This is a genomic window from Paenibacillus sp. KACC 21273, from assembly GCF_028736095.1.
Classification (GTDB): domain Bacteria; phylum Bacillota; class Bacilli; order Paenibacillales; family Paenibacillaceae; genus Saccharibacillus; species Saccharibacillus kyungheensis.
The window spans coordinates 3,828,917-3,855,341 of the sequence record NZ_CP117876.1; the positions used below are offsets into that span (position 1 = coordinate 3,828,917).

24 protein-coding genes and 1 riboswitch are annotated in these 26,425 nt (G+C 39.8%); of the genes, 9 read left to right on the top strand and 15 right to left on the bottom strand.

Features of this window, described 5'->3' with window-relative positions:
- Position 1: 1 nt before the first annotated feature.
- Positions 2-1,327 (bottom strand): extracellular solute-binding protein, encoded by a 1,326-nt coding sequence (locus PQ460_RS16790; protein ID WP_274170517.1) that lies wholly within the window; start codon positions 1,325-1,327, stop codon positions 2-4.
- Positions 1,328-1,663: 336 nt separating this feature from the next.
- On the opposite strand from PQ460_RS16790, the gene PQ460_RS16795 reads away from it, so the two are divergent.
- The gene (locus tag PQ460_RS16795; protein ID WP_274172952.1) at positions 1,664-3,010 is read left to right on the top strand and encodes a family 43 glycosylhydrolase; all 1,347 of its coding nucleotides are present in this window, start codon (positions 1,664-1,666) and stop codon (positions 3,008-3,010) included.
- Positions 3,011-3,198: 188 nt separating this feature from the next.
- Here the strand turns inward: PQ460_RS16795 and PQ460_RS16800 are convergent, their stop codons facing one another.
- The gene (locus tag PQ460_RS16800) at positions 3,199-4,176 is read right to left on the bottom strand and encodes a DMT family transporter (RefSeq protein WP_274170518.1); all 978 of its coding nucleotides are present in this window, start codon (positions 4,174-4,176) and stop codon (positions 3,199-3,201) included.
- 136 nt (positions 4,177-4,312) lie between these two features.
- Positions 4,313-4,471: riboswitch (FMN riboswitch) on the bottom strand.
- Positions 4,472-4,857: 386 nt separating this feature from the next.
- Here PQ460_RS16800 and PQ460_RS16805 point away from each other — a divergent pair.
- Complete coding sequence (locus tag PQ460_RS16805; protein WP_274170519.1) at positions 4,858-5,154, top strand: hypothetical protein; 297 nt, start codon at positions 4,858-4,860, stop codon at positions 5,152-5,154.
- Between the two features lie 64 nt (positions 5,155-5,218).
- Here PQ460_RS16805 and PQ460_RS16810 read toward each other — a convergent pair whose 3' ends face one another.
- The 3 genes from PQ460_RS16810 to PQ460_RS16820 all read right to left on the bottom strand — a co-directional run bounded on the left by PQ460_RS16810 (position 5,219) and on the right by PQ460_RS16820 (position 7,790).
- Entirely contained in the window at positions 5,219-6,091 is an 873-nt protein-coding gene (locus tag PQ460_RS16810; RefSeq protein WP_274170520.1) for a hypothetical protein, read from the bottom strand.
- A gap of 122 nt (positions 6,092-6,213) precedes the next feature.
- Positions 6,214-6,789, bottom strand: coding sequence for a hypothetical protein (locus PQ460_RS16815; RefSeq protein WP_274170521.1), 576 nt, complete (start codon positions 6,787-6,789; stop codon positions 6,214-6,216).
- 125 nt (positions 6,790-6,914) lie between these two features.
- Positions 6,915-7,790 (bottom strand): LysR family transcriptional regulator, encoded by an 876-nt coding sequence (locus PQ460_RS16820; protein ID WP_274170522.1) that lies wholly within the window; start codon positions 7,788-7,790, stop codon positions 6,915-6,917.
- A 217-nt stretch (positions 7,791-8,007) separates the two neighbouring features.
- Between PQ460_RS16820 and PQ460_RS16825 the strand changes: the two genes are divergently transcribed.
- From PQ460_RS16825 to PQ460_RS16840, 4 genes are all read left to right on the top strand, one after another.
- Positions 8,008-8,991, top strand: a complete 984-nt coding sequence (locus PQ460_RS16825) for an ABC transporter ATP-binding protein (protein WP_274170523.1) — start codon at positions 8,008-8,010, stop codon at positions 8,989-8,991.
- 77 nt (positions 8,992-9,068) lie between these two features.
- Positions 9,069-10,103: an ABC transporter substrate-binding protein gene (locus tag PQ460_RS16830; RefSeq protein WP_273615471.1), complete on the top strand. Its 1,035-nt coding sequence runs from the start codon at positions 9,069-9,071 to the stop codon at positions 10,101-10,103.
- Between the two features lie 14 nt (positions 10,104-10,117).
- A complete protein-coding gene (locus PQ460_RS16835) occupies positions 10,118-11,803 on the top strand; it encodes an ABC transporter permease (RefSeq protein ID WP_274170524.1) in 1,686 nt (561 codons plus the stop codon).
- A complete protein-coding gene (locus PQ460_RS16840) occupies positions 11,803-13,122 on the top strand; it encodes an MBL fold metallo-hydrolase (RefSeq protein ID WP_274170525.1) in 1,320 nt (439 codons plus the stop codon). Before PQ460_RS16835 ends, PQ460_RS16840 begins: the two co-directional genes overlap by 1 nt.
- A gap of 178 nt (positions 13,123-13,300) precedes the next feature.
- Here PQ460_RS16840 and PQ460_RS16845 read toward each other — a convergent pair whose 3' ends face one another.
- A complete protein-coding gene (locus tag PQ460_RS16845) occupies positions 13,301-13,549 on the bottom strand; it encodes a type B 50S ribosomal protein L31 (RefSeq protein WP_069326918.1) in 249 nt (82 codons plus the stop codon).
- Positions 13,550-13,664: 115 nt separating this feature from the next.
- Entirely contained in the window at positions 13,665-14,720 is a 1,056-nt protein-coding gene (locus tag PQ460_RS16850) for a globin-coupled sensor protein (protein WP_274170526.1), read from the bottom strand.
- A 269-nt stretch (positions 14,721-14,989) separates the two neighbouring features.
- Between PQ460_RS16850 and PQ460_RS16855 the strand changes: the two genes are divergently transcribed.
- Positions 14,990-15,709 carry a DUF2161 domain-containing phosphodiesterase gene (locus tag PQ460_RS16855; protein WP_274170527.1) on the top strand — a complete coding sequence of 240 codons (720 nt, stop codon included), beginning with the start codon at positions 14,990-14,992 and terminating at the stop codon, positions 15,707-15,709.
- On the opposite strand, the gene PQ460_RS16860 is transcribed toward PQ460_RS16855, so the two are convergent.
- Together PQ460_RS16860 and PQ460_RS16865 are read right to left on the bottom strand one after the other, a co-directional pair.
- Positions 15,706-16,923 (bottom strand): aminotransferase-like domain-containing protein, encoded by a 1,218-nt coding sequence (locus tag PQ460_RS16860; RefSeq protein ID WP_273615466.1) that lies wholly within the window; start codon positions 16,921-16,923, stop codon positions 15,706-15,708. The two genes, PQ460_RS16855 and PQ460_RS16860, sit on opposite strands and share 4 nt — an antisense overlap.
- A gap of 48 nt (positions 16,924-16,971) precedes the next feature.
- Positions 16,972-17,691, bottom strand: a complete 720-nt coding sequence (locus tag PQ460_RS16865) for a response regulator (RefSeq protein ID WP_274170528.1) — start codon at positions 17,689-17,691, stop codon at positions 16,972-16,974.
- A 248-nt stretch (positions 17,692-17,939) separates the two neighbouring features.
- Here PQ460_RS16865 and PQ460_RS16870 point away from each other — a divergent pair, with 248 nt between their 5' ends.
- A complete protein-coding gene (locus PQ460_RS16870; RefSeq protein WP_443147166.1) occupies positions 17,940-18,347 on the top strand; it encodes a hypothetical protein in 408 nt (135 codons plus the stop codon).
- The gene (locus PQ460_RS16875; RefSeq protein ID WP_274170529.1) at positions 18,344-19,411 is read left to right on the top strand and encodes a phosphodiester glycosidase family protein; all 1,068 of its coding nucleotides are present in this window, start codon (positions 18,344-18,346) and stop codon (positions 19,409-19,411) included. The genes PQ460_RS16870 and PQ460_RS16875 overlap by 4 nt, the downstream gene beginning before the upstream one ends.
- Before the next feature lie 135 nt (positions 19,412-19,546).
- On the opposite strand, the gene PQ460_RS16880 is transcribed toward PQ460_RS16875, so the two are convergent.
- The 6 genes from PQ460_RS16880 to PQ460_RS16905 all read right to left on the bottom strand — a co-directional run bounded on the left by PQ460_RS16880 (position 19,547) and on the right by PQ460_RS16905 (position 26,306).
- Entirely contained in the window at positions 19,547-19,801 is a 255-nt protein-coding gene (locus tag PQ460_RS16880) for an AbrB/MazE/SpoVT family DNA-binding domain-containing protein (RefSeq protein ID WP_069326911.1), read from the bottom strand.
- 196 nt (positions 19,802-19,997) lie between these two features.
- Positions 19,998-20,462 carry a tRNA (uridine(34)/cytosine(34)/5-carboxymethylaminomethyluridine(34)-2'-O)-methyltransferase TrmL gene (gene trmL / locus PQ460_RS16885; RefSeq protein WP_204824902.1) on the bottom strand — a complete coding sequence of 155 codons (465 nt, stop codon included), beginning with the start codon at positions 20,460-20,462 and terminating at the stop codon, positions 19,998-20,000.
- 139 nt (positions 20,463-20,601) lie between these two features.
- Positions 20,602-21,690, bottom strand: a complete 1,089-nt coding sequence (serC, locus tag PQ460_RS16890) for a 3-phosphoserine/phosphohydroxythreonine transaminase (protein WP_274170530.1) — start codon at positions 21,688-21,690, stop codon at positions 20,602-20,604.
- Between the two features lie 476 nt (positions 21,691-22,166).
- Positions 22,167-23,591 (bottom strand): type I glutamate--ammonia ligase, encoded by a 1,425-nt coding sequence (gene glnA, locus PQ460_RS16895; protein WP_274170531.1) that lies wholly within the window; start codon positions 23,589-23,591, stop codon positions 22,167-22,169.
- 386 nt (positions 23,592-23,977) lie between these two features.
- On the bottom strand, positions 23,978-25,042 hold the full coding sequence (gene aroF, locus PQ460_RS16900; protein WP_274170532.1) for a 3-deoxy-7-phosphoheptulonate synthase: 1,065 nt from the start codon (positions 25,040-25,042) through the stop codon (positions 23,978-23,980).
- A gap of 289 nt (positions 25,043-25,331) precedes the next feature.
- Positions 25,332-26,306, bottom strand: a complete 975-nt coding sequence (locus PQ460_RS16905) for a 4-hydroxy-3-methylbut-2-enyl diphosphate reductase (RefSeq protein ID WP_273615460.1) — start codon at positions 26,304-26,306, stop codon at positions 25,332-25,334.
- Between the last annotated feature and the right edge of the window lie 119 nt (positions 26,307-26,425).

Below are 26,425 nucleotides of genomic sequence, written 5' to 3' on the forward strand. Positions count from 1 at the left end.
CTTACTCCTTCAAAATCTGGTTAATCAAAGGCTCTAAATGATCAAGCATCTGATCTACACTTTGCTTACCGTACCAGATTTTCTCCAATTCATTAATCAGTGCATCGCTGATCATAATTTGCTTCGGATTGCTGGGGAAATATTCAACATGATTGGCTTCATCTACATACTCTTTTCGCAAAGGTAGTGAAAGATAAGCTTGTGATAATGCTTCCGATTGTACCGCAGGTACATGCCCTGCTTCTCCCCATACTGCTCCATGCTTGGCTAACCAGTGTGCAAATTTGACAGCCGCCAGTACTTTTTCTGGATCTTGTTCATGATGGGTTGGAAAAGCAAGCGTATGTGCATCTCCCCATGATCCTGCATGGTCATAAATTTGCGGAAATGGCATTACACCAAAATCCAAATCAGGTACTTTTTCAAAAGAGCCGATAGACCATACACCTAGAAAAAGCATTGCTGCTTTCCCTTGAGCAAATTCATTCGAAGCATCATTAATATTAGGCGGAATTAACTGTTGCTCATACAGGGAAGTGACTAATTCTAAAGAGCGCTTAGCAGCTGGCATATCAACAGCCGCACGTTGTCCGTCAGCTGTATACAATTGTCCTCCCCCTTCGATCTGTGCATACAATGACCACCACAACCATAACGAATCGATCCGTACGTTCGGTACAGCAAGTGGTGCTACATCCTGTGGAATATGCTTTTGTAATGTCTGCAAAAAGTCTACAAACCCTTTTTCTCCTGACTGTATCTGCACCTGTCCATCACGATACAATCCTGCTTTGGCTAACCACTTTTTGTTATAATACAATACGCTAAAATGTGTATCTAAAGGAATCGCATAATGATTGGTCTGCATCATCGTTCTTGCCAGAATAGACGGATTGAAGTCTTGCCAGTTCACACCTGCTTGAGAAGCAACAGTATTTATATTTTGGATAAAATCGGCGGGTATATATTGAGCGAACATCGACGCATGTATGATCGCTACATCCGGCGCTTCTTCAGTAACGATAGCTGTCGATAATTTGGTATAGTAATCATCTGATTTATTATTTTTCATCGTGACGACAATATGATCGGTATTTTCTTGGTTGTACCGTTGTACCAGTTCATTCATAAAAGAAATATCCCCACCGCTAAAAGGCGTCCAAAATGATATCTGAATAGGATCTGTAGTCGATAGATTAGCTACTGACTGTGGATGAGAACGATCACCTATAAACGATGATATTCCGCTTCGATATAGACTGTAACCGAGTATGCCAATGATGACTATTATCACCACAAGCAACCCATATAATTTTAACCTTGTCATAGGCAACCAATATTGCTTGATCCATCTCACCATATAACCTAACCTCACTTTGCAGATGTACTCGATATAAAGCAAAACAAAGCATATGAATTACGCCTAATGTACCTGTTTGATCTCAAAGTGTAAACGGTTAAACTCTTCATTCAGACCTTCACGTTCATATCTCCAATAGAATGTCTATCCATCCAAAATATCGTCCTGTTCCCCGACATTATTCTGCGTTACAGTTCGTATTGTAAGCGTTATCTATTTACTATACTGAAAGGGGCTGAATCAATGAAACGTCATCGCTTGATCATTAAAGGAGGAGTTTTATTTTTGCTATTCACTTTACTTATGAGCACCAGTATTAGTATCGCTTCTGCGGCATCTGTCCAAAAACAGTTTTATAATGTCATTATGCAGGATGGTGCAGATCCATGGATGTATAAACATACTGATGGATTCTATTATTTCACAAAAACGACAGGTAACAATGTCACGATCTGGAAATCTTCCACATTAACCGGTATTGATGCTGCTGAAAAGCGTGAAATTACAACAGGTGGGCAAAATGTATGGGCTCCTGAAATTCATTTTCTAAATGGAGCATGGTACATTTACTATGCCAAAGACGACGGTGATAATGCGAATCATCGTATGTATGTGATGCAGAATACTAGCAGTAACCCGATGCAAGGCACTTGGGTAGATAAAGGTCAGATCACAGATACTACCAATCGCTGGGCAATCGATGGGACTCCATTATCGGTGAACGGGCAGTTGTATTTTATCTGGTCAGGCTGGGAAGGTTCAGAAAATGTACGACAAAACCTATATATCGCTCATATGAGTAACCCATGGACAATCGATTCAGCACGTGTTGAGATTGCCCGCCCTACGTATGCATGGGAGACCAATCACCAACCGAATGTCAACGAAGGCCCTCAAGTGGTGATCAAAAATAACAAAATCAATCTAATTTATTCAGCTAGTGGAAGCTGGACAAATGATTATGCGCTAGGTCTAATTACAGCACAGACCAATAGCAATTTGTTAAGCCCTTCGGCATGGAGCAAACGCGCTCAACCTGTATTTGCTTCTGCTAATGGCGTATATGGACCCGGTCATGCTTCATTTACTACTTCTCCTGATGGGAAAGAAGATTGGATCGTTTATCATTCTGCCAAATTTAATAATGCAGGGTGGAATCGGGAAATTCGTACACAGAAATTTAGCTGGAATACAGACAATACGCCTCAATTCGGTCAACCTCTTAATCCTAATGTGCAGATCTCTATTCCATCCGGTGAACCGGATCGTACCCGTTATGAAGGGGAACAAGGAACATTCGGTGGAGCGGCTTATGCTTCTTCAAGCCCTAATGGTTCAGGACTATCCAAAGCAGGTCATATTGATACAGACGGTAGTTATGTACAATATACGGTAAATATCCCGACTACAGGAACGTATATGCTAGCTGCACGTACAGGTAATGGCACAGATGGACTGGATTGGTCTACTCTTCGACTATCGGTCGATAGCGGCAATCCAACAGACTTTTTTATTACCAATAAAGGTTGGGAAAATTGGGGATTATCGACGCAACGTCTATCGTTGACAGCAGGTAATCATACGATTCGTTTTAGCAAAGGAAATGGTTACGGAGAGTTAGATTTTTTCGATCTTGTACCTATCAAATAAAAACAATATACTTTTCGATTTAGATTAAAAGCTACTTCATATTCGATATATCATTACATCGATATCTTGTCCAAACTAAAAATCCTGTCTACTCAAGCGATATTCCGCTAGATAGACAGGATTTTTTTATATAAAAGTTAGTATTTATAGATTATAGAATCTATGATTTCTTGATAACAAAGAAATGGTTATGCAGAAGGTACGGCTGTTTTGGCATCAGATGGTTGCTGACGTCTAGAAATAAAGAACAATGCTACCCAGATCAACAAAAATCCGACCAATTGAGCCCATGTTAATAATTGTCCAAATACGATCCAGTTAATAACTACACCGACTAATGGGAAGCTTAGTTCTGCTAGTGTAGCTACAGAAGCTTTGGTTGTAGACAAACCTTTGTAGTACATTAATAGACTTAGCAAGCCTGGCAACAATGCTTGACCTAGCAAATTCAGAGATACGGCTGCAATTCCACCAGAATCAGCAGATAAGCTCCAAGCTGCACCTTCATGCCATGTTAATACAAGCAACAACGGTAAAGCCATAATAAAGCGTAATGATGTTACGGTCTCATATTTCATCTGACCTACCATTAAACGTCCCATTACTGTAGATCCACCCCATAATGTTGCTGCACCTAGAGCAAATAGACTACCAACTTGTACAAATTCACTCATATGTCCGATAGGAATAGCGAATCCAAATGTTAAAATATACGTTCCTACTAATGCCAAAGCAAATAACCAACCAAATCCACGCGGTAACACTTCTTTTAAAATAATTCGAGCTAATACAATCGCAAAGATCGGTTGTAATTTCTGTAATAACAAGACAGCATTGAGATTACCATGAGCCAGTCCCATCGTGAATAGAATCGTAGCAATCGCCGATCCACCCCAGGATAAGAACAACAATGCTCCGATATGACGCATTTTCAATCCTTTTAATTCAGCACGGTTGACCCATAATACAGGAGCCGCCGCTAGAAAAACAATCAAATGCTCCAACAATACCAATTGAGTTGAAGTCATTGTTTTGAGTAAAATAATTCGAAACAGTGGATCAACGCCCCATAACGCTGCTCCTACAAAAACGAGCCAAAATCCACTTTTAATATGACGCTGTCTAGCTGATGATGCTGTTTTGATGTTATAACTTGCATTTTCCATGATTCAAACTCCCTACGTGATTAGAATTTGAATATGAGATCTCATACGGAAAGCCCCCGTTATCAACGTACAATAAACGGGGGCTTGATCAAATAAACGTGCAACTGTATTTTACAATACACTGGCAAGCTTATTGGTTGATCTTCTCCCATCCGGACTGTACCGTCGGCTCTGGATTCTCACCAGATCAGTCATTTTTCAAAAAAGAAAAATGAGTCGCGGGCTACCCTCTCTTTCAGTTATAAAAGAAACGTTCACCGCCGGTCGGGAATTGCACCCTACCCCGAAGATCTCTATTCGATTTTGGTTTGTTAGTATAAAGAAGCCACTCTCATGTTTAACCATGAAAATAAGATTTGAAAACTTTCTTGTATCAAACATTCAATATATCTCATTATAAAGATACTTTTAGTAACTTGCAATAGTTTCGTACAAATAAATAGTTTGCAATATATTTAAATCCTTAATTCCGATCAATTAACTATACTATACAATAAATAGAATGAATGTCTAGTAGCTATCAAATGTTTCTATAGATACATTGATTTTGTAAATGAGAGTAGTCTACAACCCTAGTTATTTATATTACTCTATTGTCACATATCTGTAACAGTTGTATAATCATAGAGGATTTACATCTTTACACAATAAGTAGTACATAACTGAGAGGGGTAGAAAAATTTGGATTACAATTCGCAAAACAATGGTTACCCGCCTGCGCAACCGGATCAACGCACAGGAGTATTAACATTCAAAGATTGGATGCTTACGATTTTATTAATAATTATTCCGTTCGTAAATATCGTAATGTTATTTGTATGGGCATTCGGTGCAAATACCAATGTATCTAAAGCTAACTTTGCTAAAGCTTACTTGATCTGGTTGGCTATCGGTATTGTTGTATCTATTATTTTCTCTATTTTATTTGGTTCTTTAATGGCTGCAACAATGAGCAATATGGACCGTAGCGGATATTAATAGCAAAACAAAAAGAAGCACCTCGCAGGGTGCTTCTTTTTTGTCTACTTTTAAGTAGATGCTTTTAATAACGATCTAAAACTAACTGTGTTTTCAACGAATCTTGAGGCACTAACCAACCTTCTTGATTCAAATAGTTCATCAATTGCTGACGATCAGTTGCAGCGGTGTTGTAATCATCGGTTTTGAACGAAATCTCAATCACAGGCTCAGTACCTGTACCGGAAGCATTACGAATCGGCCAAATTTCTACGTCTACATCGATTCCGTTCCAGCTACCTTCATATTTACTCGCCATCACCGGGCCATACGAGCGCGATGCTTTTAACTGCTTTTCACCCCAGCTTGATCCATCTTTCCACTTTTTCAATTTACCTGGCAGATTATCGATAAGCAAAGATAATGCTTTACTATCCGCAGGCAATGTTGCTCCTGATGTTGTTGCTTTTGATTTTTTATCGTTAGACAGGCTTAATGTCTGCTTGCTGTATCCCCAATCGACTTCTGCTTCATAGTTCGTATCGGAAGCATCAAATCCTTGTTGATTAGCCAGTGTTAATGCTGCATCAATATTTCCATTTGCAATACTGTAACGTTTTTTATACGTCATTTCAAAATTGTCTTTATCTTCTTTTTTGCGGAAACGTACATTCCAGCCTTCGCTGTCCAATTGCTTATCACTTGTATCGAAATACTCTACAGCAATTTTTTGCGCTTTGGCAGGTAGATCAAACGCATCTTGTACCTCAGATTGAATCGTCAGGTCGCTGTTCAAAATATCATCGTCCAGCATAAATTTAACCTCATACGTTGGTGTGAGATTGGCGGCTTTGGCATCAACAACAGATGTAGATTGTGGAATATACAACCCTGCGAACAATACACTGCTTAACAACACCAATGGAGCTTTTTTACCTAATTTCAATCCTAAATTCATTTGCAAATTCTCCCCTATCTGTGGAATATCATTTGACTACTATTCCAATGTAACAGTGAAAAATGATAGCGGAATCAACATATCTAATTGATTTCGTAAAACATATCTATAGTTTCTATATGCTATTCATCACTTTTTCGATGCTTTTTGGGTTTTTGATACAAAAAATAAACGATGCTGACAGTTAATAACACAATACTACTTATAGCAATTATCCCATGATATGAAGGCAGAGATTGATCTGTTACAGATTGCTGGGCAGGCAATGCTAATTCTTTATTCTGTAAAAACTTGTAATCTACTGAAGTAAGCTCGCTCACTTTTTTAGAAGTTCCGCAAAGTGGATTTGCCCATTCACCATCTTTTTGATTTAGAAAAAAGATATATTGATTTCCAACTTCGCTTGGACCGTTCAAAGCTCCCCATGTACTATTTTCTTGTATTATTAATTGCCGTTGCTGAATATTTTTATAACTTTTTAGAATAGTTAATACCACTTGGTGATTTTCACTATTTTGTCTATTTAACTGCTGGATTTCTTTTACTTGAGCAATCACTACCCCATCATATTTAGCATAAGCATCTTCTACAGTTAAAATATAAGCACAAGAAAGAGCAGATACAGAGGAAGTACCTCCCCATCCTATTAACGTTATACTGAACATCAATATGATACTCCATCTTAGTATAGTATTCATCTACACCATGCTCCCTTTTCAGATCGTTTATGTTTGATATTCATTATTGCCAGAATAAAGCTATATCTAACAAACGTTCGGAAAGCTATGATGTTGCATTATAATTTATTTTCTATTACATCGATCTAACCAAACGATTTTACAAACTGATGAATCAGCCCTGAATAATGACGTTGACTGTTGTATACATAATAAATGTAACGATGAAAAGGTGTATTCGGTAATGGTCGCATATGAAGTAGACCTTGTTGCACTTCTTCTTCCACTGCCATTTTAGACAAAAACGAAACATATTCGCCTAACATCACCGACTTCTTAATCGCTTCCGGTGAATCCAACTCCATATACTGCTCTGACCATACCCCTACACTACTCATCCAACGATCACTTAATTGGCGGGTACTTGATTCACTTCCATGCAAAACAAATCGACTTTGCCGTAGCGTATCTATATGCAACTCTTCATAGTCTGCTAACGGATGATTCGGTGCAAAAATAGCAACCATTTCATCTTCATCTACTAATCCTTTTACCAATGAAGGATGTTCAAAAGGTTCTGTTAGCATAATGCCCAGATCGATTTCATGATTGATCAACATTTCACGAATTACAGGTGAGGGCTTAACCGCAATCGAAATACTGACACCTGGGTAAGCGCGACTGAACTCATTAATAATAGAAGGTAATAAATAAGTAGCCGGTACATAACTCGCTCCGATACGCAGATTGCCACGTTCCAAAGCGCCAAATTCTTGTACCACTCTTCTAGATTCTGCCGCTAGAGCATTAATTTTGATCGCATAATGAAGTAATGCCTTGCCTGGTTCTTTGAGCATCACTTTGCCACCTCTAGATTCGAACAAAGCAACGCCCATTTCTTTCTCCAAGCTTTTCATATGAAATGTAACTGTAGGTTGCTTGAGCCCTAACTCATCTGCAACTGCTGTGATTTTGTGATGACGATCCAATAATTCTACGATTTGTAATTTGATCAAATTCATTGATGAACCCCCTGTAACTGCTTTTCTTTCACCGTACCATAGAAACATTCGATGATTGTCAAAAGGAACACACTAAAAACTTAATGTTGCGTTTACATTCCCCACATACCCCGTGCAAATTGAGCAGATATACTACGTATAGAAAGTAGTTCAGGGCAGCAATGATACATCTTTATGTATGCTCATGAACAAGCGTCAAAGATAGGTGGAATACACAATGACAGCATTAACGATTCAAGGCATCAGCAAATCTTTTGAGGGTGTACAAGCTTTACAAGCGACTGATCTGGTAATCGCTTCTGGCAAATTCACCACATTACTAGGACCTTCTGGTTGTGGCAAAACGACATTGTTACGCATGATCGCCGGACTAGAGACACCGGATCAAGGAGAATTACGAATAGCAAACGATATTCTGTATTCTTCCAAGCAACGTAAAAATGTACCTCCACATCGCCGGGGATTCGGGATGGTCTTTCAAGAGTTTGCGCTATGGCCTCATTTAACGGTTTTTGAAAATGTAGCTTTCAGTCTACGAGCTTCCGGTCAGAAAAAAGATATTCAAGCACGTGTGCTCACAGCACTGGAACAAGTTCGTTTGCAAGGGATGGAACAACGCTATCCGCATCAACTTTCTGGTGGACAACAACAACGTGTCGCTTTTGCTAGAGCGATCGTGATGCAACCCCGATTGATTTTATTCGATGAACCGCTCAGTGCATTGGATGCGATTTTGCGTGATGAAATGCGAACCGAATTAATGAATCTGGTACAGCAATTAGGTGTTACTGCTCTCTATGTGACTCATGATCAGACAGAAGCGATGGCAATGTCAGATGAAATTATTGTGATGCAGTCAGGATCTATTTTACAGCGTGGAACACCAGAGCAAATTTATCGACAGCCTTCTCATCCATTTGTCGCTCGCTTTATTGGTCATTCCAACTGGATTGATAACGGTCATCAGATGGTTCGCCCTGAGCATATCCGCTGGTACAGCAATCATTCTCCTGACGAACATATACATATCGGAATGATCAAGCAGGTCAGTTATATGGGCGATCGTTATGAGATTCTATTGGATATGGGCGAAGAACGTCTATGGACAGCGTATCAAGATGAACGCATGACTGTTGGTGAATCGGTCACTATTTATATTTCTGCACACCATGTGCATACATTGAATCCCGTCCCTGTCTAACCGATGATCTTGATCCCCTTTTATACGCTAGACTTTTAATTCAAATATGGATTCAACCACTTTAGGAGGAATAAATAATGAAATGGAATCAATTATGGCAAAAAGGAAGTTTACTTGCTCTAACAGCAATCTTAGGGACTACGCTTGCAGGTTGTAGCACTTCTACAGGCGCATCCGGTTCAGCACAATCACCTACCAAAGATGCGGGTACACTTGTTGTCTATAGTGCAGGCCCTGAAGGATTAGCCAAAAAAATTCAAGCAGGTTTTGAAGCCAAAACAGGTATCAAAGTAGAAATGTTTCAGGGCACTACAGGTAAGATTCTTTCTCGTATGGAAGCTGAAAAAGCAAATCCTGTAGTTGATGTAGTTGTACTTGCTTCTCTTCCCTCGATGCAAGCTTTAGCCAAACAAGATATGACGCTTGCTTATCCAGAAGCAGTGAATCACGATAAATTGGTCAAAGACTGGTCAGATACAGATGGCAAATATTTTAGCTACAGTGCATCTGCATTAGGTATTGTATATAACACCAAACAAGTAACGACTCCACCGACATCATGGGCAGACCTAGCGAAGCCTGAATGGAAAGACAAAGTCAATATTCCTGATCCTTCATTATCTGGTTCTGCACTTGATTTTATTACCGGTTATTTAAGTGCAGAAGGTGATAAAGGTTGGTCATTATTTGAACAGTATAAGCAAAATGGGGTTGCAATCGCAGGAGCCAATCAAGAAGCGCTTGATCCTGTTATCACTGGTGCCAAATCAGCTGTAGCCGCTGGTGTCGATTATATGGCGTACAAAGCCAAAGCAGATGGCGAACCTGTTGATATCGTCTATCCAAAAGAAGGCACAGTCATCAGCCCTCGTCCAGCAGCCATTATCAAAACAAGCCAACATGCCGATCAAGCCAAACAATTTATTGATTATCTGCTGTCAGATGAAGCACAACAAATGGTAACCAGTGCTTATCTATTGCCAGGTAGAACCGATATTACGGCTGACAATCGTACGAACCTGAACGACATTCCAACATACCCTGTGAAATGGGACTGGATGGGCGAACACAGCGAAGAAACAACAACCAAATTTACGAACCTATACAAATAAGTGGTGATCCTATGATGAAAACAAAGACCAACCAAACTTTATTCTCCTATCAAAAAATCAGTACGGCTGCGGCATTTTTGCTGCTCGCCGTACTAATTCTATTTCCGCTTCTGATGATTTTCCGAACAGCGATTGAACAAAACGGTGTGATTGATCTTATGGCTCCTTTACGTCTGCTCGGTCAAAGTGATCTTACGTCGGTCATGCTCAGTACATTATGGCTAGGCTGTTGCGTTATTATCGCAACGACTGTTCTAGCTCTTCCTTTAGCTTGGATGATGGCCAAAACAGCGATCGGTAGACAACGCTGGTTAGATGTTGTTTTTTTAATTCCTTTTATGACTCCACCTTATATCGGTTCAATGGGTTGGATGTTATTTATGCAAAAGAACGGTTATATGGAGCAATTACTTCCTGCTTCAGCAACTATCACACCTGCTTTTTTCAGCTTTGGCGGGATGGTGATGATTATGAGTCTGCATCTATTTCCATTTCTATATCTTATTCTTCGCAATACGTTAGAACAGATTGGCGGAAGCACAGAAGAAGCTGCTTCTGTACATGGTGCTTCATTTAGCTATCGATTCCGTCGCATTATTTTACCATTGCTATTATCCAGTTATGCGATGGGTGCATTATTGATTTTTGTTAAAACGATTGCTGAATTTGGTACACCTGCTACATTTGGGCGCAAAATTGGCTTTTATGTGATGACCTCTGAGATTCATAAATATATCTCTAGCTGGCCGATAGATTTTGGTAAAGCAACTTCACTGGCTTCTTTGCTGTTAACAGCTTGCTTATTGATGTGGTATATCCAGAGTATATTAAGCAGTCGCTATTCTTATCGCTTAACAGGTGGTAAAGGAGTACGAAGTAAAAAGTATTCGTTACGAGGCTGGAGCGGTATTATCTGCTGGTTGTATATCGGAATATTGCTGATTACATCTATCGGGATTCCTTACTTTTCTGTGATTACAGCATCTTTATTACGCTTGCGCGGAACAGGGCTTGCGATGGGTAACTTTACATTACAGCATTATAGCGACTTATTAAGCTGGGGTTCTGAAAGTATGGAAGCACTGATTAATAGCTTTACACTTTCACTTGTAGCAGCGACTATTGCTGTACTGATCGGTACATTTCTAGCGCTGAAAGTAGGATATGGCAAACGATGGTCACAAAAATGGATCGATCTTTTTAGCTTAATGCCTAATACCGTACCCGGTATTGTTATTGTGGTGGGATTGATCTTATTCTGGAATTCTCCATGGATGCCCATCCCTCTTTACAATTCATACGGTATGGTTGTACTAACGTATATTATTTTATTTTTGCCGTACACTTTACAATATGTCAAAGCCAATAACGGGCAGATTGATCCTATTTTATTACAAGCCGGTGCGATTTCTGGTGGTCGTCCATTGTATGTATTCCGCCGGATTTTACTGCCACTACTGATTCCGGGTATGATCGCAGGTTGGACAATGACCTTTACGATTGCGAATCGCGAGTTGGTGGCTTCCCTGTTAATTTTGCCACCATCTATGCAGACTTCGGCAACTTATATTTTCGCTCAATTTGAACAAGGTGCTGTCTCAATGGGTATGGCGATGGCTGTAGTTTCAGTAGGGATTACGACAATCTTGCTACTGATGTTACAGACACTACCTGCTTATCGGAAGCAGCAATTATCATGATGGAACTTACTATACTTGGTGGCGCAGGTGAACATGGTCGATCCAGCTACCTACTCCAACAGGGGGAGCAGAGTCTATTGCTGGATTATGGTGTCAAAAAAGAAGGTGACGGACAATATCCAATCACACCTGATATCGATGAAATGGTCGCCAGTTTGCAAACTGTTTTTTTGTCTCACGCTCATGAAGATCATTGTATCGCTCTGCCTTTATTGTATAAGCATGGTTATACCGGCGAGGTCTGGACAACCCGGGCAACGGTTGGACAATTACCTGCTTATTTTGAAGCATGGAAAAGGTATACCGATCACCGCTCGGCAATACGTCCGTACGATGACGAAGATCAACAACGCATCCAATTCCGTTATTTAGAAGATATTGTCCCACCGGGGAGCTGGAGCCCTTTGTTGCCTCATCTTGATGTATGTTGGGGACGAGCAGGTCATTTACCGGGTTCGATCTGGCTGGCACTGTGCTGGCATGATAAGTATATTTTCTTTTCAGGAGATTATACGTCTGAATCACAGTTGTTAGCCGCAGATCGTCCACTACACCAGACACGATTAATTTCGAAAACGCAAACAATTCCGGGGATCATACCTGATCTGGATATAGCGATCATAGATGCTGCATATGGCGTTGATCCTGATCATCAAGATAATAAGCTAACTCAACTAAAAAGGCATATCGATGAGACGCTCCGGCAACAAGGAGCAGTTATGCTTCCTGTTCCTGTGTATGGACGAGGGCAAGAATTGATATTGTGGGCAAGTGAAGAGTATCCTGATACGCCATTGCTCGTGGAAGCGGGCTTACTAAATAATTTGCGTTCTTTCACTACAGATACCTACTGGCTTCATGCTCAAGCATGCGCACGAATAGAACGTTTGCTACAACATCCGTATTTGTATGTGATGGATGATGAACAATCTCGTAATGAACTGCCTGCGCAATACACATCGTTTATTTTATTTACCGATGATGGAATGATGCAATCGGTCAAAGCTCAACAACATTACGAACGAATCGCTCACAATGAACATAATGCGGTGATTTTTACAGGTCATCTGGCTCATGGGTGCTTTGGACGCAGGTTGTTGCTTGATACCGAGCGAGAAGGGTGTAAAGTCTATTACGTACGCTACAAAGTCCATCAAGGGCTACCTGATGTAAGGCGTATGCTACTCGATCTCAAAAGCCCACCTGCTCTACTCGTGCATGCTACCAAGTCACGTACCGATGGACTTGCATTACGATTAGAACAAGAAGGCTTTCACCGGATACATTCTTTACTCCCACAAGACAAAATACAATTTTGAGTAACAGCGATGATCATGGGAAGGGCTATGCTTGAACATGATCATCGAATATCATCTTGTATTAAAAAGGCAACAAAAAAAGCGTACCATATTCATATCCTAGGATACGAACAGGTACGCTTTTTATGACGGTTCAAAACAGTTCGAAAACGTTTTGAAATTTCGCTCAACTTACGTCTTAGTTTTTCAAGCCGTATTTTTTGTTGAACTTGTCTACGCGGCCACCGATGTCTGCGTTTCTTTGTTTACCAGTGTAAAACGGGTGAGAAGCAGAACTAGTATCAACGCGAATCACTTGATAAGTGTTGCCATCTTCCCATTCCATAGTTTCGCCGGAAGTTTTAGTTGTTCCACTCAGGAACTTATATCCGCAACTTGGATCAAGAAAAATAGCTTGTTGGAATTTAGGATGTCCTTCTTTTTTCATGAGTATCACCTTCGTTCATAAAATTAATCGCACTTTTCTTATTATACACCGTTATATCGAAATGTCAAAGAACTTATGTTTTTTATTTGCAATTAATTTTAAGTCTTTTTCAAGATCATTTAGGGTTCGCATGCGTCCCTACTACAACTGTGGAATCTGTAGTCTCTGTATGTTGTAATTGTTCTAATTCATAAGCTACTTGTTGGATCATATCTGCAAAAGCCGCCAATTCTTGAGAACGTCCTGCTTGATGGCGTGACCATTCTACATTTTTACCAAATTCAGATTGCACTTGATCAAGCTTGGTCATAATCACTTTCAAAGTCATACTGATATCTTGTAATGCATTCTGAGACGATCCTGCTAACTTTCTTACTTCCTGCGCTACAATACTGAATCCTCTACCATATTCACCAGCATGAGCCGCTTCAATCGAAGCATTAAGACCTAATAGATGGGTCTGTTCAGAAATCTCACGCATAACTGTACCCACTTTGCTGATTTCTTTGACCTCATGACCTAACTCGTCCATCTGTTGTAGTGAACTTTCTTGGGACTGCGCCATTTGATCTGCTGATTGTGAGATCACTCTTGCATTATCATTTAATTTGACGATCATTTCGCTCATCTGATTTACCGCTTCGGTTACAGCTGTTAACATATGTTGCTTTTGATTCGCCATTTCTTGAATACGATACTGCTCTCTTTCACCGTAAGCTTCAAGCACCAGTTGCGAATCTAGATTGAACATTTTGGTCAGAGCATGTAGTACTTTTATCCATTGATCTGGCAATTCGCGCTCTAATACAACCGTTGCAATATTGGTATAGGTCATATAAGTCCCTAGATAATAATCAGAATTAAGCCCTATTCGTGAATGAATACGACCAATCTTTAACCTTTGCTCAATAAAGGATTCATCTATCGTTCCAGATGCTAATGAAATCCAATAATCACGCTGTGTTTGTTTGAGACGATCTATCGTAGAACCGGCTTGCTGAATAATATCATGTAATACCGGATATTGCTCTATATGATTGTAGAATTGATCAACAACCTCATCGACCACTTTCACAAATAAATCATAATGTTGATGCAGTAATTGCAAGTCAGCTTCTTTCAAGCCAATATATTGAAGTTGTTGCTGTCGTTGTGCAGATACTTCGATCATGCTTGATATCCCCTCTTTCTCTCTCATACATACACATAGATTTATTCGTATTTTACCTTTTATTGTAAAATATAGCCAATTGAAAGTGTTAGTTGTATCTTTATGTATAACATTAATGAACAATCGATTTGCAAACATACTATTATTCGATCTCTTCTGCTTCATCACTTCTATGTTATTATCCTGCTATGCTATACTTTCGAACATAACACTGAATATAAGTACTATGACATAGATACAAGATATACCTATCTAAAGGAGAGAATATCGTGGCTGTACAACGAGAAACCGAACTGTATCTTCCGATCAAACAATTTTTCACTGCTCAGGGGTATGATATCAAAAGTGAGGTTAAACATTGCGATCTAGTAGGCATACGAGAACAAGATCATGAACCCCTTATTATCGAAATCAAAAAAACATTCAATATTGCACTACTGCTTCAAGGTATCGAACGGCTGAAGCTCAGTTCCAATGTATATCTGGCTGTAGAAAAAAATCGCGCCAAAAAAGGAGCTCATAATCAGCGTTGGCGTGAGATTACTGAACTATGTCAGCGCCTAGGATTAGGATTGATTGTAGTGACGTTGTACAAAACAAAAGCTCCATTTGTAGAAATATTATGTAGTCCAATAGTGTCTTCCAAGCCTGCCAAATCAGTACGTCGCGGTAGTCGCAAACAACGACTGTTACAAGAAATTGCCGAACGTAGCGGTGATTACAATCTAGGTGGCAGTACAGGAACTCCTCTGATTACCGCTTATCGCGAAAAAGCGCTGCGCATCGCTTCTGCGTTTGGTACTGACCTTTACTTATCTCCACGACAATTACGGGAACGAAGTGGTGTCGGTAGTACAGCAGCGATTATGCAGCGCAACTATTATGGTTGGTTTGAACGTGTAGCACGAGGTAGTTATCAATTGACTCCAGCAGGTATACGGGCTCTACAACAATATGCTCATGTGATCGAGAATCAGAAGTTGCTTTAACTGCGCAGTTCAGCAATACACTCCGAAATAAGATTCATTCCTAATAACAGCTCATCCCGTCCAGGATGGGTAAAGTTAAGACGAATCGCACTGTTACCTTCATCGCTTGCATAACATCGTGCTCCTGGCAAAAAGGAGACACCTTTAGACATAGCATGTGTAAGTAACTCTTCTCCATCTAACTGATCCGGCAAAACAGCCCACAAAAACATACCGCCTGAAGGAACATCCACCTGGGTTCCTTGCCAGTTGGGACGTTTGAGCAATTCTAGCATTAATTTAATACGAATCTCATATTCGCGATTGAGCATTGTAATATGATTATCCCAATTGAAGCGAGGCGATTGTAATAGACGCAATAAAATCGCCTGATTCATCGAACTGGATTGCCAATCTGCTGTTTGCTTGGCAGCTGACATCACTTCAATCAAACGTTGATCTCCTGCTGCCCAACCTACGCGCAATGCAGGAGCGATAGTTTTGCTAAATGAACCAATATACAGAACATGATTCCCACCTTGCTCCCGATCCAATTGAAACAGACTCGGATAACGACGGCGAAAAGAACGAACCGACTCCAGTCCATAACGCAAATCTCCATACGAATCGTCTTCAGCGATTAACAATTCATATCGCTTACAGAGCTCTAGAATAGCTTTTCGACGCTCCAAGCTCCATACTCTTCCTGTAGGATTCGCAAAGCTTGGTGAAGCGCACAGTAGCTTAGGACCATATGCTACAATAAGTCGCTCCAGATCTTCTGGAATCATTCCTTCTTCATCACAATCTACATGAAGTACATTTGCTCCTTGTAATCGAAGCACTTGCAGACACCCTGGCGAAGCCGGAGATTCTACCAGTACTGTATCTTCTCGATCGACATAAATACGCACTAACAAATCGATCGTTTGCTGACTGCCTGATGTTAACAAAATATCTTCAGGATCTACATTCAATTTCTGATCGATTTGCCAGCGCGTGTTCAGCCATTTCCGTAAAGCTAATGAACCTGCGGCTTCTCCATACTGAAGAACAAGAGGCCCTGCTGAGAATACAGCACCAGCAGCTTCTCCTAATTGTGCCAGCGGAAATAGTTCTTCTGCTGGTAATTCTTCAGCTAATGAAATCCATGATTCACGACGCTGCCTGTTATCAATCGACCTGACCGAAAATGAAGGCATATGACTCACACTTGCTGCAAAAGAAAATTCCACCGCTCCAGCCTCCTGTACGATGCTTTTTCAAGATCATACACCTGAACTTTAATCCAGAGCAACCTCTTTTACTGGAACAATACTTTCAGGTGGTGCAATTATGCTGGTCATAGGTGCATTATTAAAAGAAGCTGTATGCGAATACAACGTATATTTTTCGATAGCTTGAGCCCGGCTGTTTACACCAAGTTTATGATAAATTTTGCGTAAATAATTATCAACAGAACGTCGGCTCACACGGATCATATAAGCGATCTTATCGTATGTAAACCCCTGTGTAATTTGAATCATAATCGTGTGTTCGATTTTGGAAAGATCAAAATAACCATCGGTAGGAATTTCAGCAGGAATAGGAACTACTCCTTGATGAAGCCATGACAGAGGAATAACCGTTGATCCTTGACGCAGACTACTGATCAGATGTAACAATTGAGCTGGCGAAGATTCTTTCGATAACATGCCACTGGCACCCATACTCATGAGTCCTGCAAATAAGGATAAATGATTGTCGCTGGTAAGCACAATCACATGGCTATCTTTACTCGCTTGCTTAACTTGACGCAAATAAGATTGAACTGATCCTTCAGGTAACGCATCATCAAGCAAAATGAGGTTAGGTTGAACACTTGCTACTAAAGCGACTCCATCTTTTACAGAACTGGCAGTTCCGATAACACTCAAATTGGCTGTCTCTTCTAGTATCATTTTTGTTCCAAGCATCAGCGCCGGATGATTATCAATAATGATAACCTTCCAAATGTCTTCCATTTTGATACTTCCCCCTTTATCAACAGCTATTAGTTACTGCTTATTAACATATATCTTGATATCGGCATCTTTCACTAGATTTTTAACGTTTTTTGGATATTTGTGGATATGATCTTATGCGAGAATTGGATAATAGAAGAATGATATTGGAAGAATATAGAATCTTATCTGGTAAGATAGACTGGCTATATCGGACATGTTAAAATGGATTTTGGTCAAAAATAAAAGCTTTATCGAGGTGAGTGAATATGCAGTCAAAAGCAGAGTCTTCTTCCCGAACAACGATGCGACATCAGACAAACAAAGGGTCCTCTGCCAAATGGTTTTTAGTGTTTTGGATATTGATTATTGGACTGGGTGCAACGATCGCCTACTTATATAGCAATCATATGAAACAACAGATGATCGCGTCGATCAAAGCAGATACAGAACGGCAAATCGCTGTATTGCAACATGATTATGAGACTCGATTAAATGATATGTCTAAAGAAATGACCGCTTTGCAAAGTAAAGTCGATTCTTTTAATGAATTGCTTACATTTACGAAAGACAATGCCAGTAGCAAAACCGATAATAGCAACAAATTGTATACCCAACTCAATGAAGTGCAAAAGCAACTCAATACACTACAAAAGAAAATGGATTTGTTAAAATGACGATGCGTGTTAAAAAAATCAATCGTTTGTTGATGTTAGCGACAGCACCTTTTGCTGGAATGTTATTTATATTGGTATTTCAATCGAATCAGGTTGCCGTTCCTTTAGATATCCAAAAATATGCGCCAGTTAGTCAACTTAGCGATCAATCAGAACAGATTCTTACCCATCTGGATCAAGCTGAAAAAGTAGCTGTACAGACATCGTCATCGATTGAGCGCACAACCAAGTTATACAATCAGACCACATCGACGATGTCTCGTATTGTACAGACGGCTTCTACTCAAGCGAATAAGCCTGAACAAATTTACAATAAACGAATCACGTCCAAATTAGGAGCGGCTTCAGAGAAAGTAAATAGCAATCGAATCCATATTGAACTATACCGTCTGAATCCGGGCACGTACAAAGCATATGCTATGAAAATCAAACTAAAAGAACCTTCTGCTATGAATATGACACTGGGTAAAGATTCATTTGGCGGATCTGAAACGACACTGACTGCTGTTCAGCGATCAGGGGCAATAGCAGGTATTAATGCTGGAGGATTTGCAGATGGAGGAGGCAAGCGCTATCCACTCAGTACCACTGTACTCAATGGAAAATATCTAAATGGATTTCAATCGACATTCAAAGATTTATTTTTTGTTGGGATGAATAAGTCAGGGCAATTGATCGGTGGCAAATTTACAAGTAAAGCTAATCTGGATGCTTTAGATCCTTCATTTGGTGCTTCTTTTGTACCGGTATTGATTCAAAATGGAAAAAAAGTACCGATTCCTGCGAAATGGAAAGCTTCGCCTTTGCGTGCACCACGAACAGTGATTGGTAAATACAAAGATGATCAAATTATTGTTATCGTGGCAGATGGATACAATGAAAATGGTAGTTCTGGTGCAACTCTAGTCGAATTGCAAAACAAGTTATACGAAATGGGCGTTGTTGATGCTTATAATTTAGATGGCGGTGGCTCAACTTCGCTTATTTTGAATGGACGTGTAATCAATCATCCTTCCGATGGAAGTTTGCGTCCTGTTCCAACTCATTTTTTATTTTTCAAATAAGTATATGTACACCTATTATAGATAACATAAAAATAACCTTCCAACACAATACCGTGCTGAAAGGTTATTTTTATTTCGCATTTTATCAAGATAATCTAACTATCTTAAAATTTAAAATGTTACTTATTTACTAAATTAAGCATTTTTAGGAATTAAATTCATTTCTTCCATACATTGAGCACATACATAACGCTCTTTGAATTCCCCTACTTCTTCCATTGATCCGCAAAATACGCATTTCGGACGATATCTTTCTAAAATGATATGATCCCCCTGTACTAAAATTTCTACAGGATCTCCTTCATTCATTTGATATCTTTTGCGCAAAGACTTTGGTAACACGATTCTTCCAAGTTGATCGACTTTACGTACAACGCCTGCTGGTTTCATACTAATACACACCTCACTAATATTTATACTTTGCTGATTGAAGCAGTAGAGAAATGAAGTCATTATAAAATTTGGAATATCAGCTATATATTCACTGAATTTTAGTACTTCCTTTTATTTCTCCACTTACTTCTTGAATCCTGCTAACTTTTATTATTTCCTACTAAAATTACGATACAGAGTCAATTCATACCAATTAATCTAAATGTAAAAAGTTAAGTTGGCGTAATGCTTCATATACGATAATGGCTGCTGAATTTGAAAGGTTCAGTGAACGCACATCATCTGACATTGGCAGACGCATAGCTGTATCTGCATTTGCTGCAATTAATTCAGGTGGTAATCCTTTAGTTTCTTTACCAAATACGAGAAAATCACCATCTTGAAATTGAAAATCAGAATATCTATTTTTCACTTTAGTTGTTGCAAAGAAAAAACGGTGATCTGAGTAGGTCTTTTGAACCTCTTCGAAAGAATCATGATATTCAATATTGACGGCATGCCAGTAATCGAGACCTGCTCTTTTCAATGTAGAATCGTCCGTTTTGAAGCCTAAAGGACGGACAAGATGCAGATGCGTTCCTGTAGCTGCGCATGTTCTAGCAATATTGCCGGTGTTTGCCGGGATCTCAGGTTCAACGAGTACAATGTGTAGTGCCATAGGTTTATTTCCACCTTTTATATAGTTCTTTTTGATTATAACCGATTTCGGTAAAATGCGACAGCTTTTGACAAAAATAATTGGAAATTTTTTTTAAAAAAGCCTTCCCAGAGGGGAAGGCTGTCATTCCTTAGTACATTCAGCCATTTTTGCTCTGAAATTCCTTCATAAACTCAACCAGAGCATTGCAGCTTTCATAAGGAACAGCGTTATAAATCGAAGCACGTAGACCGCCTACGCTACGGTGACCTTTCAAGCCTATAAATCCAGCTTCTTCCGAAGCTTTGACAAATGCTTTTTCTAATTCTTCAGATGCTAGACGGAATGTAACGTTCATGATCGAACGACTTTCAAGTTCAGCCGCCCCTTTATAAAAACCATTACTGTTATCAATCGCATCATAGATTAAAGTAGCTTTGGCTTCATTTTCACGCTGAATACCTTCAAGTCCGCCCTTTTCTTCAATCCATTTTAAAACTTCATTTACCATATATATCGAAAAAGCAGGCGGTGTATTGTATAGCGAATTATTTTTAGCATGCGTGCTATAACGGAATATCGATGGAATATGCTTAGGCGATTCGGTAATGAGTTCTTCTTTTGCAATAATGACGGTTACTCCAGAAGGTCCCAAATTCTTTTGCGCGCCTGCATAGACCATATCAAGCTTACTCATATCTAATGGACGACTCAAAATATCACTCGACATATCTACCACTAAAGGAATATTTCCTGTATCAGGAAACTTACTAAATTGTACGCCTTCAATCGTTTCATTGGAAGTGATATGCACATAAGCTGTATTTGCAGGTAGATCCAATTGACTTAGATCAGGTAGCTTCATATACTTATCTTCTTCCGAGGAAGCGACAACCGTTGTGTCTCCTACTAACTTCGCTTCGCTTAACGCTTTGCTTGCCCAGCTTCCTGTAGCTACAAAACCTGCTGTCTTGCCTTCAGACAGTAGATTCATTGGAATCATAGCAAATTGAGTGCTAGCGCCTCCTTGTAAAAATAACACCTTGTAACCTTCCGGGTTGCCTAACAACGACAACAGACGATCCTGAGCTTCGCTATGTACCTTTTCATATACTGCGCCACGATGTGACATTTCCATAATAGACATTCCTGTATTTTGATAATCCACAAATTCTTTTTGTGCACGCTCTAATACTTCTAAAGGCAATGCAGCAGGTCCAGCATTAAAATTGTATGCTCTTTTTGTCATGTTGTTCTCCACCCTTTCAATTTCAACATTCCACTTTTTGTTTCGCCAGATCACTTTCCATTTCTGTAAGCACACTTATAGTGCCAAGTGCTTATAGTGCCAAGCGCTTAAGCAGTAAGATATTTTGCTTTGCAAAAATCATTTCTCATTTTACTCGTCGCACTTATACTGCCAAGTGCTTAGATAGTAAGATATTTTGCTACGCAAAAATCACTTCTCATTTTACTCGTCGCGCTTATAGTACCAAGCGCTTAGATGTTAGGTTTGTGCTAAATGATTATCGCTATGATATCAGCTATTTTAGGGGTGATCAAGTGTCTTTTGTCACTTGCTATCTAACATAATGCGATATCTTGTGAACAAAATAAAATGTAATCGTTTTATTTTTCTACTCATATAAAAATCCTCCGGACATGATGTTCCGGAGGATTCTGATTACTTGATCTCTACGATCTAGTGTGTGAGATAAGTAATAATTAGCAATCGTAGTACAAGCTGAATTCGTGTGGATGTACGCGAATTGCAACATCTTTCGCTTCTGCACGTTTGAATGAAATGTAGTTTTGGATAAAGTCTGCTGTAAATACATCACCTTCAAGCAAGAAGTCGAAATCTTTTTCCAATTCATCCAAAGCTTCTTCCAAAGATGCTGGAACACTACGGATACCTACTTTATCTTCTTCAGGCAATTCATAAATATTTTTGTCAAAAGGACCATATCCTAATTCACGAGGATCCATTTTTTTCTTGATACCATCAAGACCAGCCATCAACATTGCAGAGAATGCAAGGTAAGGATTAGCTGTAGAATCCGGTGTACGGAATTCGATACGACAACCTTTAGGTGTTACAGAAGCAATCGGAATACGAACTGCTGCTGAACGGTTACCTTTCGAGAACACCAAGTTAACTGGAGCTTCATAACCAGGAACAAGACGTTTGAAAGAGTTCGTGCTTGGGTTAGTCAATGCGATCAATGCTGGAGCATGATACAAGATACCGCCCAAGTAATGTAATGCCATTTCACTCAAGTTCGCATAAGCACCTTTTTCGTAGAACAAAGGCGTATCACCATCAAAGATAGATTGGTGAACGTGCATACCGCTACCGTTATCACCGAATAAAGGTTTAGGCATAAACGTTGCTGTTTTGCCATATTGTTGTGCTGTGTTATGCACGATATATTTGTATTTCATTAAGTTATCAGCTGTTAATTTCAAAGTGTCAAAACGGAAGTTGATCTCTGCTTGTCCAGCAGTAGCTACTTCATGGTGATGACGCTCAATGCGAAGTCCTGCTTCTTCAAGCAAGCGACACATTTCGCTACGAATATCCTGTTGAGAATCGACAGGAGCTACTGGAACATATCCGCCTTTTTTACGGATTTTGAAACCAAGGTTGCCGCCATCTTCTTTGCGGTTTGTGTTCCAGAATGCTTCGTTAGAATCAACGGAGTAAGAGGATACATTCACATCGCTTTGGTAACGTACATCATCAAAGATAAAGAACTCGGACTCAGGAGCAAAAAATGCTGCTGTTCCTACACCGCTTGTTTGCAGATATTCTTCCGCTTTCTCTGCAATACCGCGCGGATCACGTTCATAACGCTCGCCGTCCGGGGTGAAGATATTGCACATAATGTTCAACGTTGGATGAGCAGTAAAAGCGTCGATAAATACGGACTCCGGATCTGGCATCATCACCATATCAGACTCCTCAATACCGCGGAACCCAGGAATTGAAGAACCGTCAAACGCAACACCATTTACAAAAGTATCCTCATCCACTTCACTAGCTGGCAAAGAGATATGGTGAGCACGACCAGACAAATCCACAAAACGAAAATCAAACCACTCAATGTTGTTTTCTTGTGCAAGCTTCAATACGTTTTCTACCGCCATTTGTACTTTCCTCCCCAAATTTCCGAACATTACACTCTTTTTCGATGTCGAATGTTCATTCTCTCGATTTTTTTTCTGTCGTCATTATAAATCGTAAAACCTTACATCGTCAATAGCCTTTTTACATATCTCTAAAATTTATGTAAGATATGCTTACACTCATAGCTTACCAAAAAAGAAAACAGCTCGTCAATCCGTCAATTAAAAATCGGATAGAGTGAGCTGTTTTTTTAAACCTTACATGATTTTCTAAAATACTAATATATTCCAGCTATACCTAACATGAAAATTAGACAAGCTATGCAGAAATAGTTTTTGTTTTTGTACAGACGTGTCCCTATTCAAATCAACTCAATTTTAAATAATATTCGGTTAATTTAAATATACTACACTTGGACAGAGGATTCAAAAAACGCTGCTGGTGCTTTGGCAGTGCTGAACGTTTTGCCAATAATAGGCGACAATTGTTCCAGATCACGCAGTAATTTAGCAAATTGATCCGGGAATAACGATTGTACACCATCACCAGTCATCGAATTATCAGGATCTGTATGCATTTCGATAATAAGACCGTCTGCTCCAGCAGCTACTGACGCTTTGGTCATAGGCTCTACCAGTTCGCGACGTCCTGTACCATGACTTGGATCAGAAATGACAGGTAGATGGCTCAATTGTTGCAATACAGGAATAGCCGATAGATCAAGCGTGTTACGAGTGTATGTCTCAAACGTACGGATACCACGCTCACATAGCATTACATTAGGATTGCCACCTGCCAGAATGTATTCTGCTGCATTCAAAAATTCATCATATGTTGAACTGAATCCACGTTTAAGTAACACAGGCTTTTTGCTTTCTCCTAATTTGCGCAATAAATCAAAGTTCTGCATATTACGTGTACCGACTTGCAAAATATCAGCGTATTCGCCACAGATATCTACATATTCCGGTGTCATTACTTCTGTAATCGTTAGCAGTCCATGTTTCTTCCCTGCTTCTGCCATCATAATTAGTCCTTCCACACCTACACCCTGAAAGCTGTAAGGACCTGTACGTGGCTTAAATGCTCCACCGCGTAATACTTGTCCGCCAGCAGCTTTGACCAGACGAGCAATCTCATCAATCTGTTCTGCTGATTCCACTGCACAAGGACCGCCCATAACGACTAACTCGCCACCACCGATCGATACATCGCCTATTTGGATCACCGTATTCTCAGGATGGAAATCACGACTCGCTAATTTGTAGGATTTGGAAATTTTCATCACTTTCTCTACGCCTTTCATCTGCTGTAAATGCTCCATCAAGCGAGGTTCGGCTGTTCCAATAAGACCTATAACCGTATGATCTGCTCCCCGAGAAATATGGGCTTGTAAGCCTGCTTGTTCTATAACAGTAGTAATCTCTTTTACTTGCTCCTGCGGTGTTTGGTTCGATACGATAACGATCATTTGTAATCTCCCTCTCTGTATGTGTTGATGATGATATTAAAATAGATAGCTGACTATATAAAATGATTTGTATATATGATATTTATTATATTTTTACATCATCACTTAGACGCTTGTTCGCTTTTAAGCTTTTAATCACTAAAGTAAATATACAGCACTCTGTTAGACATGTCAAGCTGTGTCATAGTACAAAATCTTGTACGCATAGTATAAAGAATATAAAAAGAAAAAGTGCCTTTCCCATCAAGGGTTAGACACTTTAAATACATCATTTCGTGGACAATGTCCATCAGTGACGGACAGGTTGATTGGTTGTTCTACCTTTTTTCTCACGCACAGGAGGTAATAAACGTTTAGGATCTACTGTTCTTACCATTTCCCATGTGGATTCATCATCATTATCGTATTTTTCTAAATAGTTAATGACTTCTTTGGTAATTGGAGTTGGTGTAGACGCACCAGCCGTAACAGCTACTCTACTTTTGCCAACTAACCATTCACGTTTAAGCTCTGTAAGATCAGAGATACGGTAAGCCGTAACACCTGCGATTTCTTCGGATACCTGTGCTAGACGATTAGAGTTGTTACTACGCGGATCACCTACAACGATGACAAGCTCTGCTTGACCTGCTTGTTCTGCTACCGCTTCTTGACGAACCTGTGTCGCTAGACAAATCTCGTTGTGCACTTCTGCTCCCGGGAATTTCTCTAGAAGTTTCTTCATAATTAAGCGAATATCCCATTGGCTCATTGTGGTCTGATTCGTAATTACAATCTTGCCTGCTGGAATCTCCAATTGATCGATCTCTTCTTCTTTTTCTATCAAATATACTTGATCCGGTGCAACACCAATCGCACCTTCAGGTTCAGGATGACCTTTTTTACCGATATAAATGATCTGATAACCTTCGCTTGCTTTATCCTTGATAAGATCATGCGTACGCGTTACATCAGGACATGTCGCATCTACAGTCGTTAATCCTTTTTCACGAGCCAGACGGCGCACTTCAGGAGACACACCATGAGCGGTAAAAATAACCGTTCCACTTTCGACTTGCTCAAGAATTTCTACACGATTCGGTCCATCTAATGTAATAATACCTTGATCTTCAAATGATTGAGTGACATGACTGTTATGCACAATCATACCGAGTATATAAATAGGCCGTGGTAAGTCAAGGTTCTTGGCAGCTTGCTGAGCAAGCACCATAGCATCTACTACACCATAACAATACCCACGCGGCGCAATCTTTACAATTTCCATGAAGGGGTACACCTGCTTTCTAGGGTTGGCTTATCTTACGAAAGAAGCAATATCAACTTCATTATAACCCATTTGATAGGGCGCAGGAAAGGAAAGTAGCAAACCTAGCTTCAAAAAGT

Coding starts and splice junctions, on each gene's coding strand:
- PQ460_RS16830 (WP_273615471.1), top strand. CDS start 9,069: ATGAAATGGAATCAATTATGGCAAAAAGGAAGTTTACTTGCTCTAACA.
- PQ460_RS16870 (WP_443147166.1), top strand. CDS start 17,940: ATGCAGTCAAAAGCAGAGTCTTCTTCCCGAACAACGATGCGACATCAG.
- glnA (WP_274170531.1), bottom strand. CDS start 23,591: ATGGCGGTAGAAAACGTATTGAAGCTTGCACAAGAAAACAACATTGAG.
- PQ460_RS16875 (WP_274170529.1), top strand. CDS start 18,344: ATGACGATGCGTGTTAAAAAAATCAATCGTTTGTTGATGTTAGCGACA.
- PQ460_RS16905 (WP_273615460.1), bottom strand. CDS start 26,306: ATGGAAATTGTAAAGATTGCGCCGCGTGGGTATTGTTATGGTGTAGTA.
- aroF (WP_274170532.1), bottom strand. CDS start 25,042: ATGATCGTTATCGTATCGAACCAAACACCGCAGGAGCAAGTAAAAGAG.
- serC (WP_274170530.1), bottom strand. CDS start 21,690: ATGACAAAAAGAGCATACAATTTTAATGCTGGACCTGCTGCATTGCCT.
- PQ460_RS16815 (WP_274170521.1), bottom strand. CDS start 6,789: ATGAATACTATACTAAGATGGAGTATCATATTGATGTTCAGTATAACG.
- PQ460_RS16795 (WP_274172952.1), top strand. CDS start 1,664: ATGAGCACCAGTATTAGTATCGCTTCTGCGGCATCTGTCCAAAAACAG.
- PQ460_RS16825 (WP_274170523.1), top strand. CDS start 8,008: ATGACAGCATTAACGATTCAAGGCATCAGCAAATCTTTTGAGGGTGTA.
- PQ460_RS16880 (WP_069326911.1), bottom strand. CDS start 19,801: ATGAAACCAGCAGGCGTTGTACGTAAAGTCGATCAACTTGGAAGAATC.
- PQ460_RS16865 (WP_274170528.1), bottom strand. CDS start 17,691: ATGGAAGACATTTGGAAGGTTATCATTATTGATAATCATCCGGCGCTG.
- PQ460_RS16810 (WP_274170520.1), bottom strand. CDS start 6,091: ATGAATTTAGGATTGAAATTAGGTAAAAAAGCTCCATTGGTGTTGTTA.
- PQ460_RS16820 (WP_274170522.1), bottom strand. CDS start 7,790: ATGAATTTGATCAAATTACAAATCGTAGAATTATTGGATCGTCATCAC.
- PQ460_RS16845 (WP_069326918.1), bottom strand. CDS start 13,549: ATGAAAAAAGAAGGACATCCTAAATTCCAACAAGCTATTTTTCTTGAT.
- PQ460_RS16835 (WP_274170524.1), top strand. CDS start 10,118: ATGAAAACAAAGACCAACCAAACTTTATTCTCCTATCAAAAAATCAGT.
- PQ460_RS16790 (WP_274170517.1), bottom strand. CDS start 1,327: ATGACAAGGTTAAAATTATATGGGTTGCTTGTGGTGATAATAGTCATC.
- trmL (WP_204824902.1), bottom strand. CDS start 20,462: ATGGCACTACACATTGTACTCGTTGAACCTGAGATCCCGGCAAACACC.
- PQ460_RS16800 (WP_274170518.1), bottom strand. CDS start 4,176: ATGGAAAATGCAAGTTATAACATCAAAACAGCATCATCAGCTAGACAG.
- PQ460_RS16850 (WP_274170526.1), bottom strand. CDS start 14,720: ATGATCGAAGTATCTGCACAACGACAGCAACAACTTCAATATATTGGC.
- PQ460_RS16840 (WP_274170525.1), top strand. CDS start 11,803: ATGGAACTTACTATACTTGGTGGCGCAGGTGAACATGGTCGATCCAGC.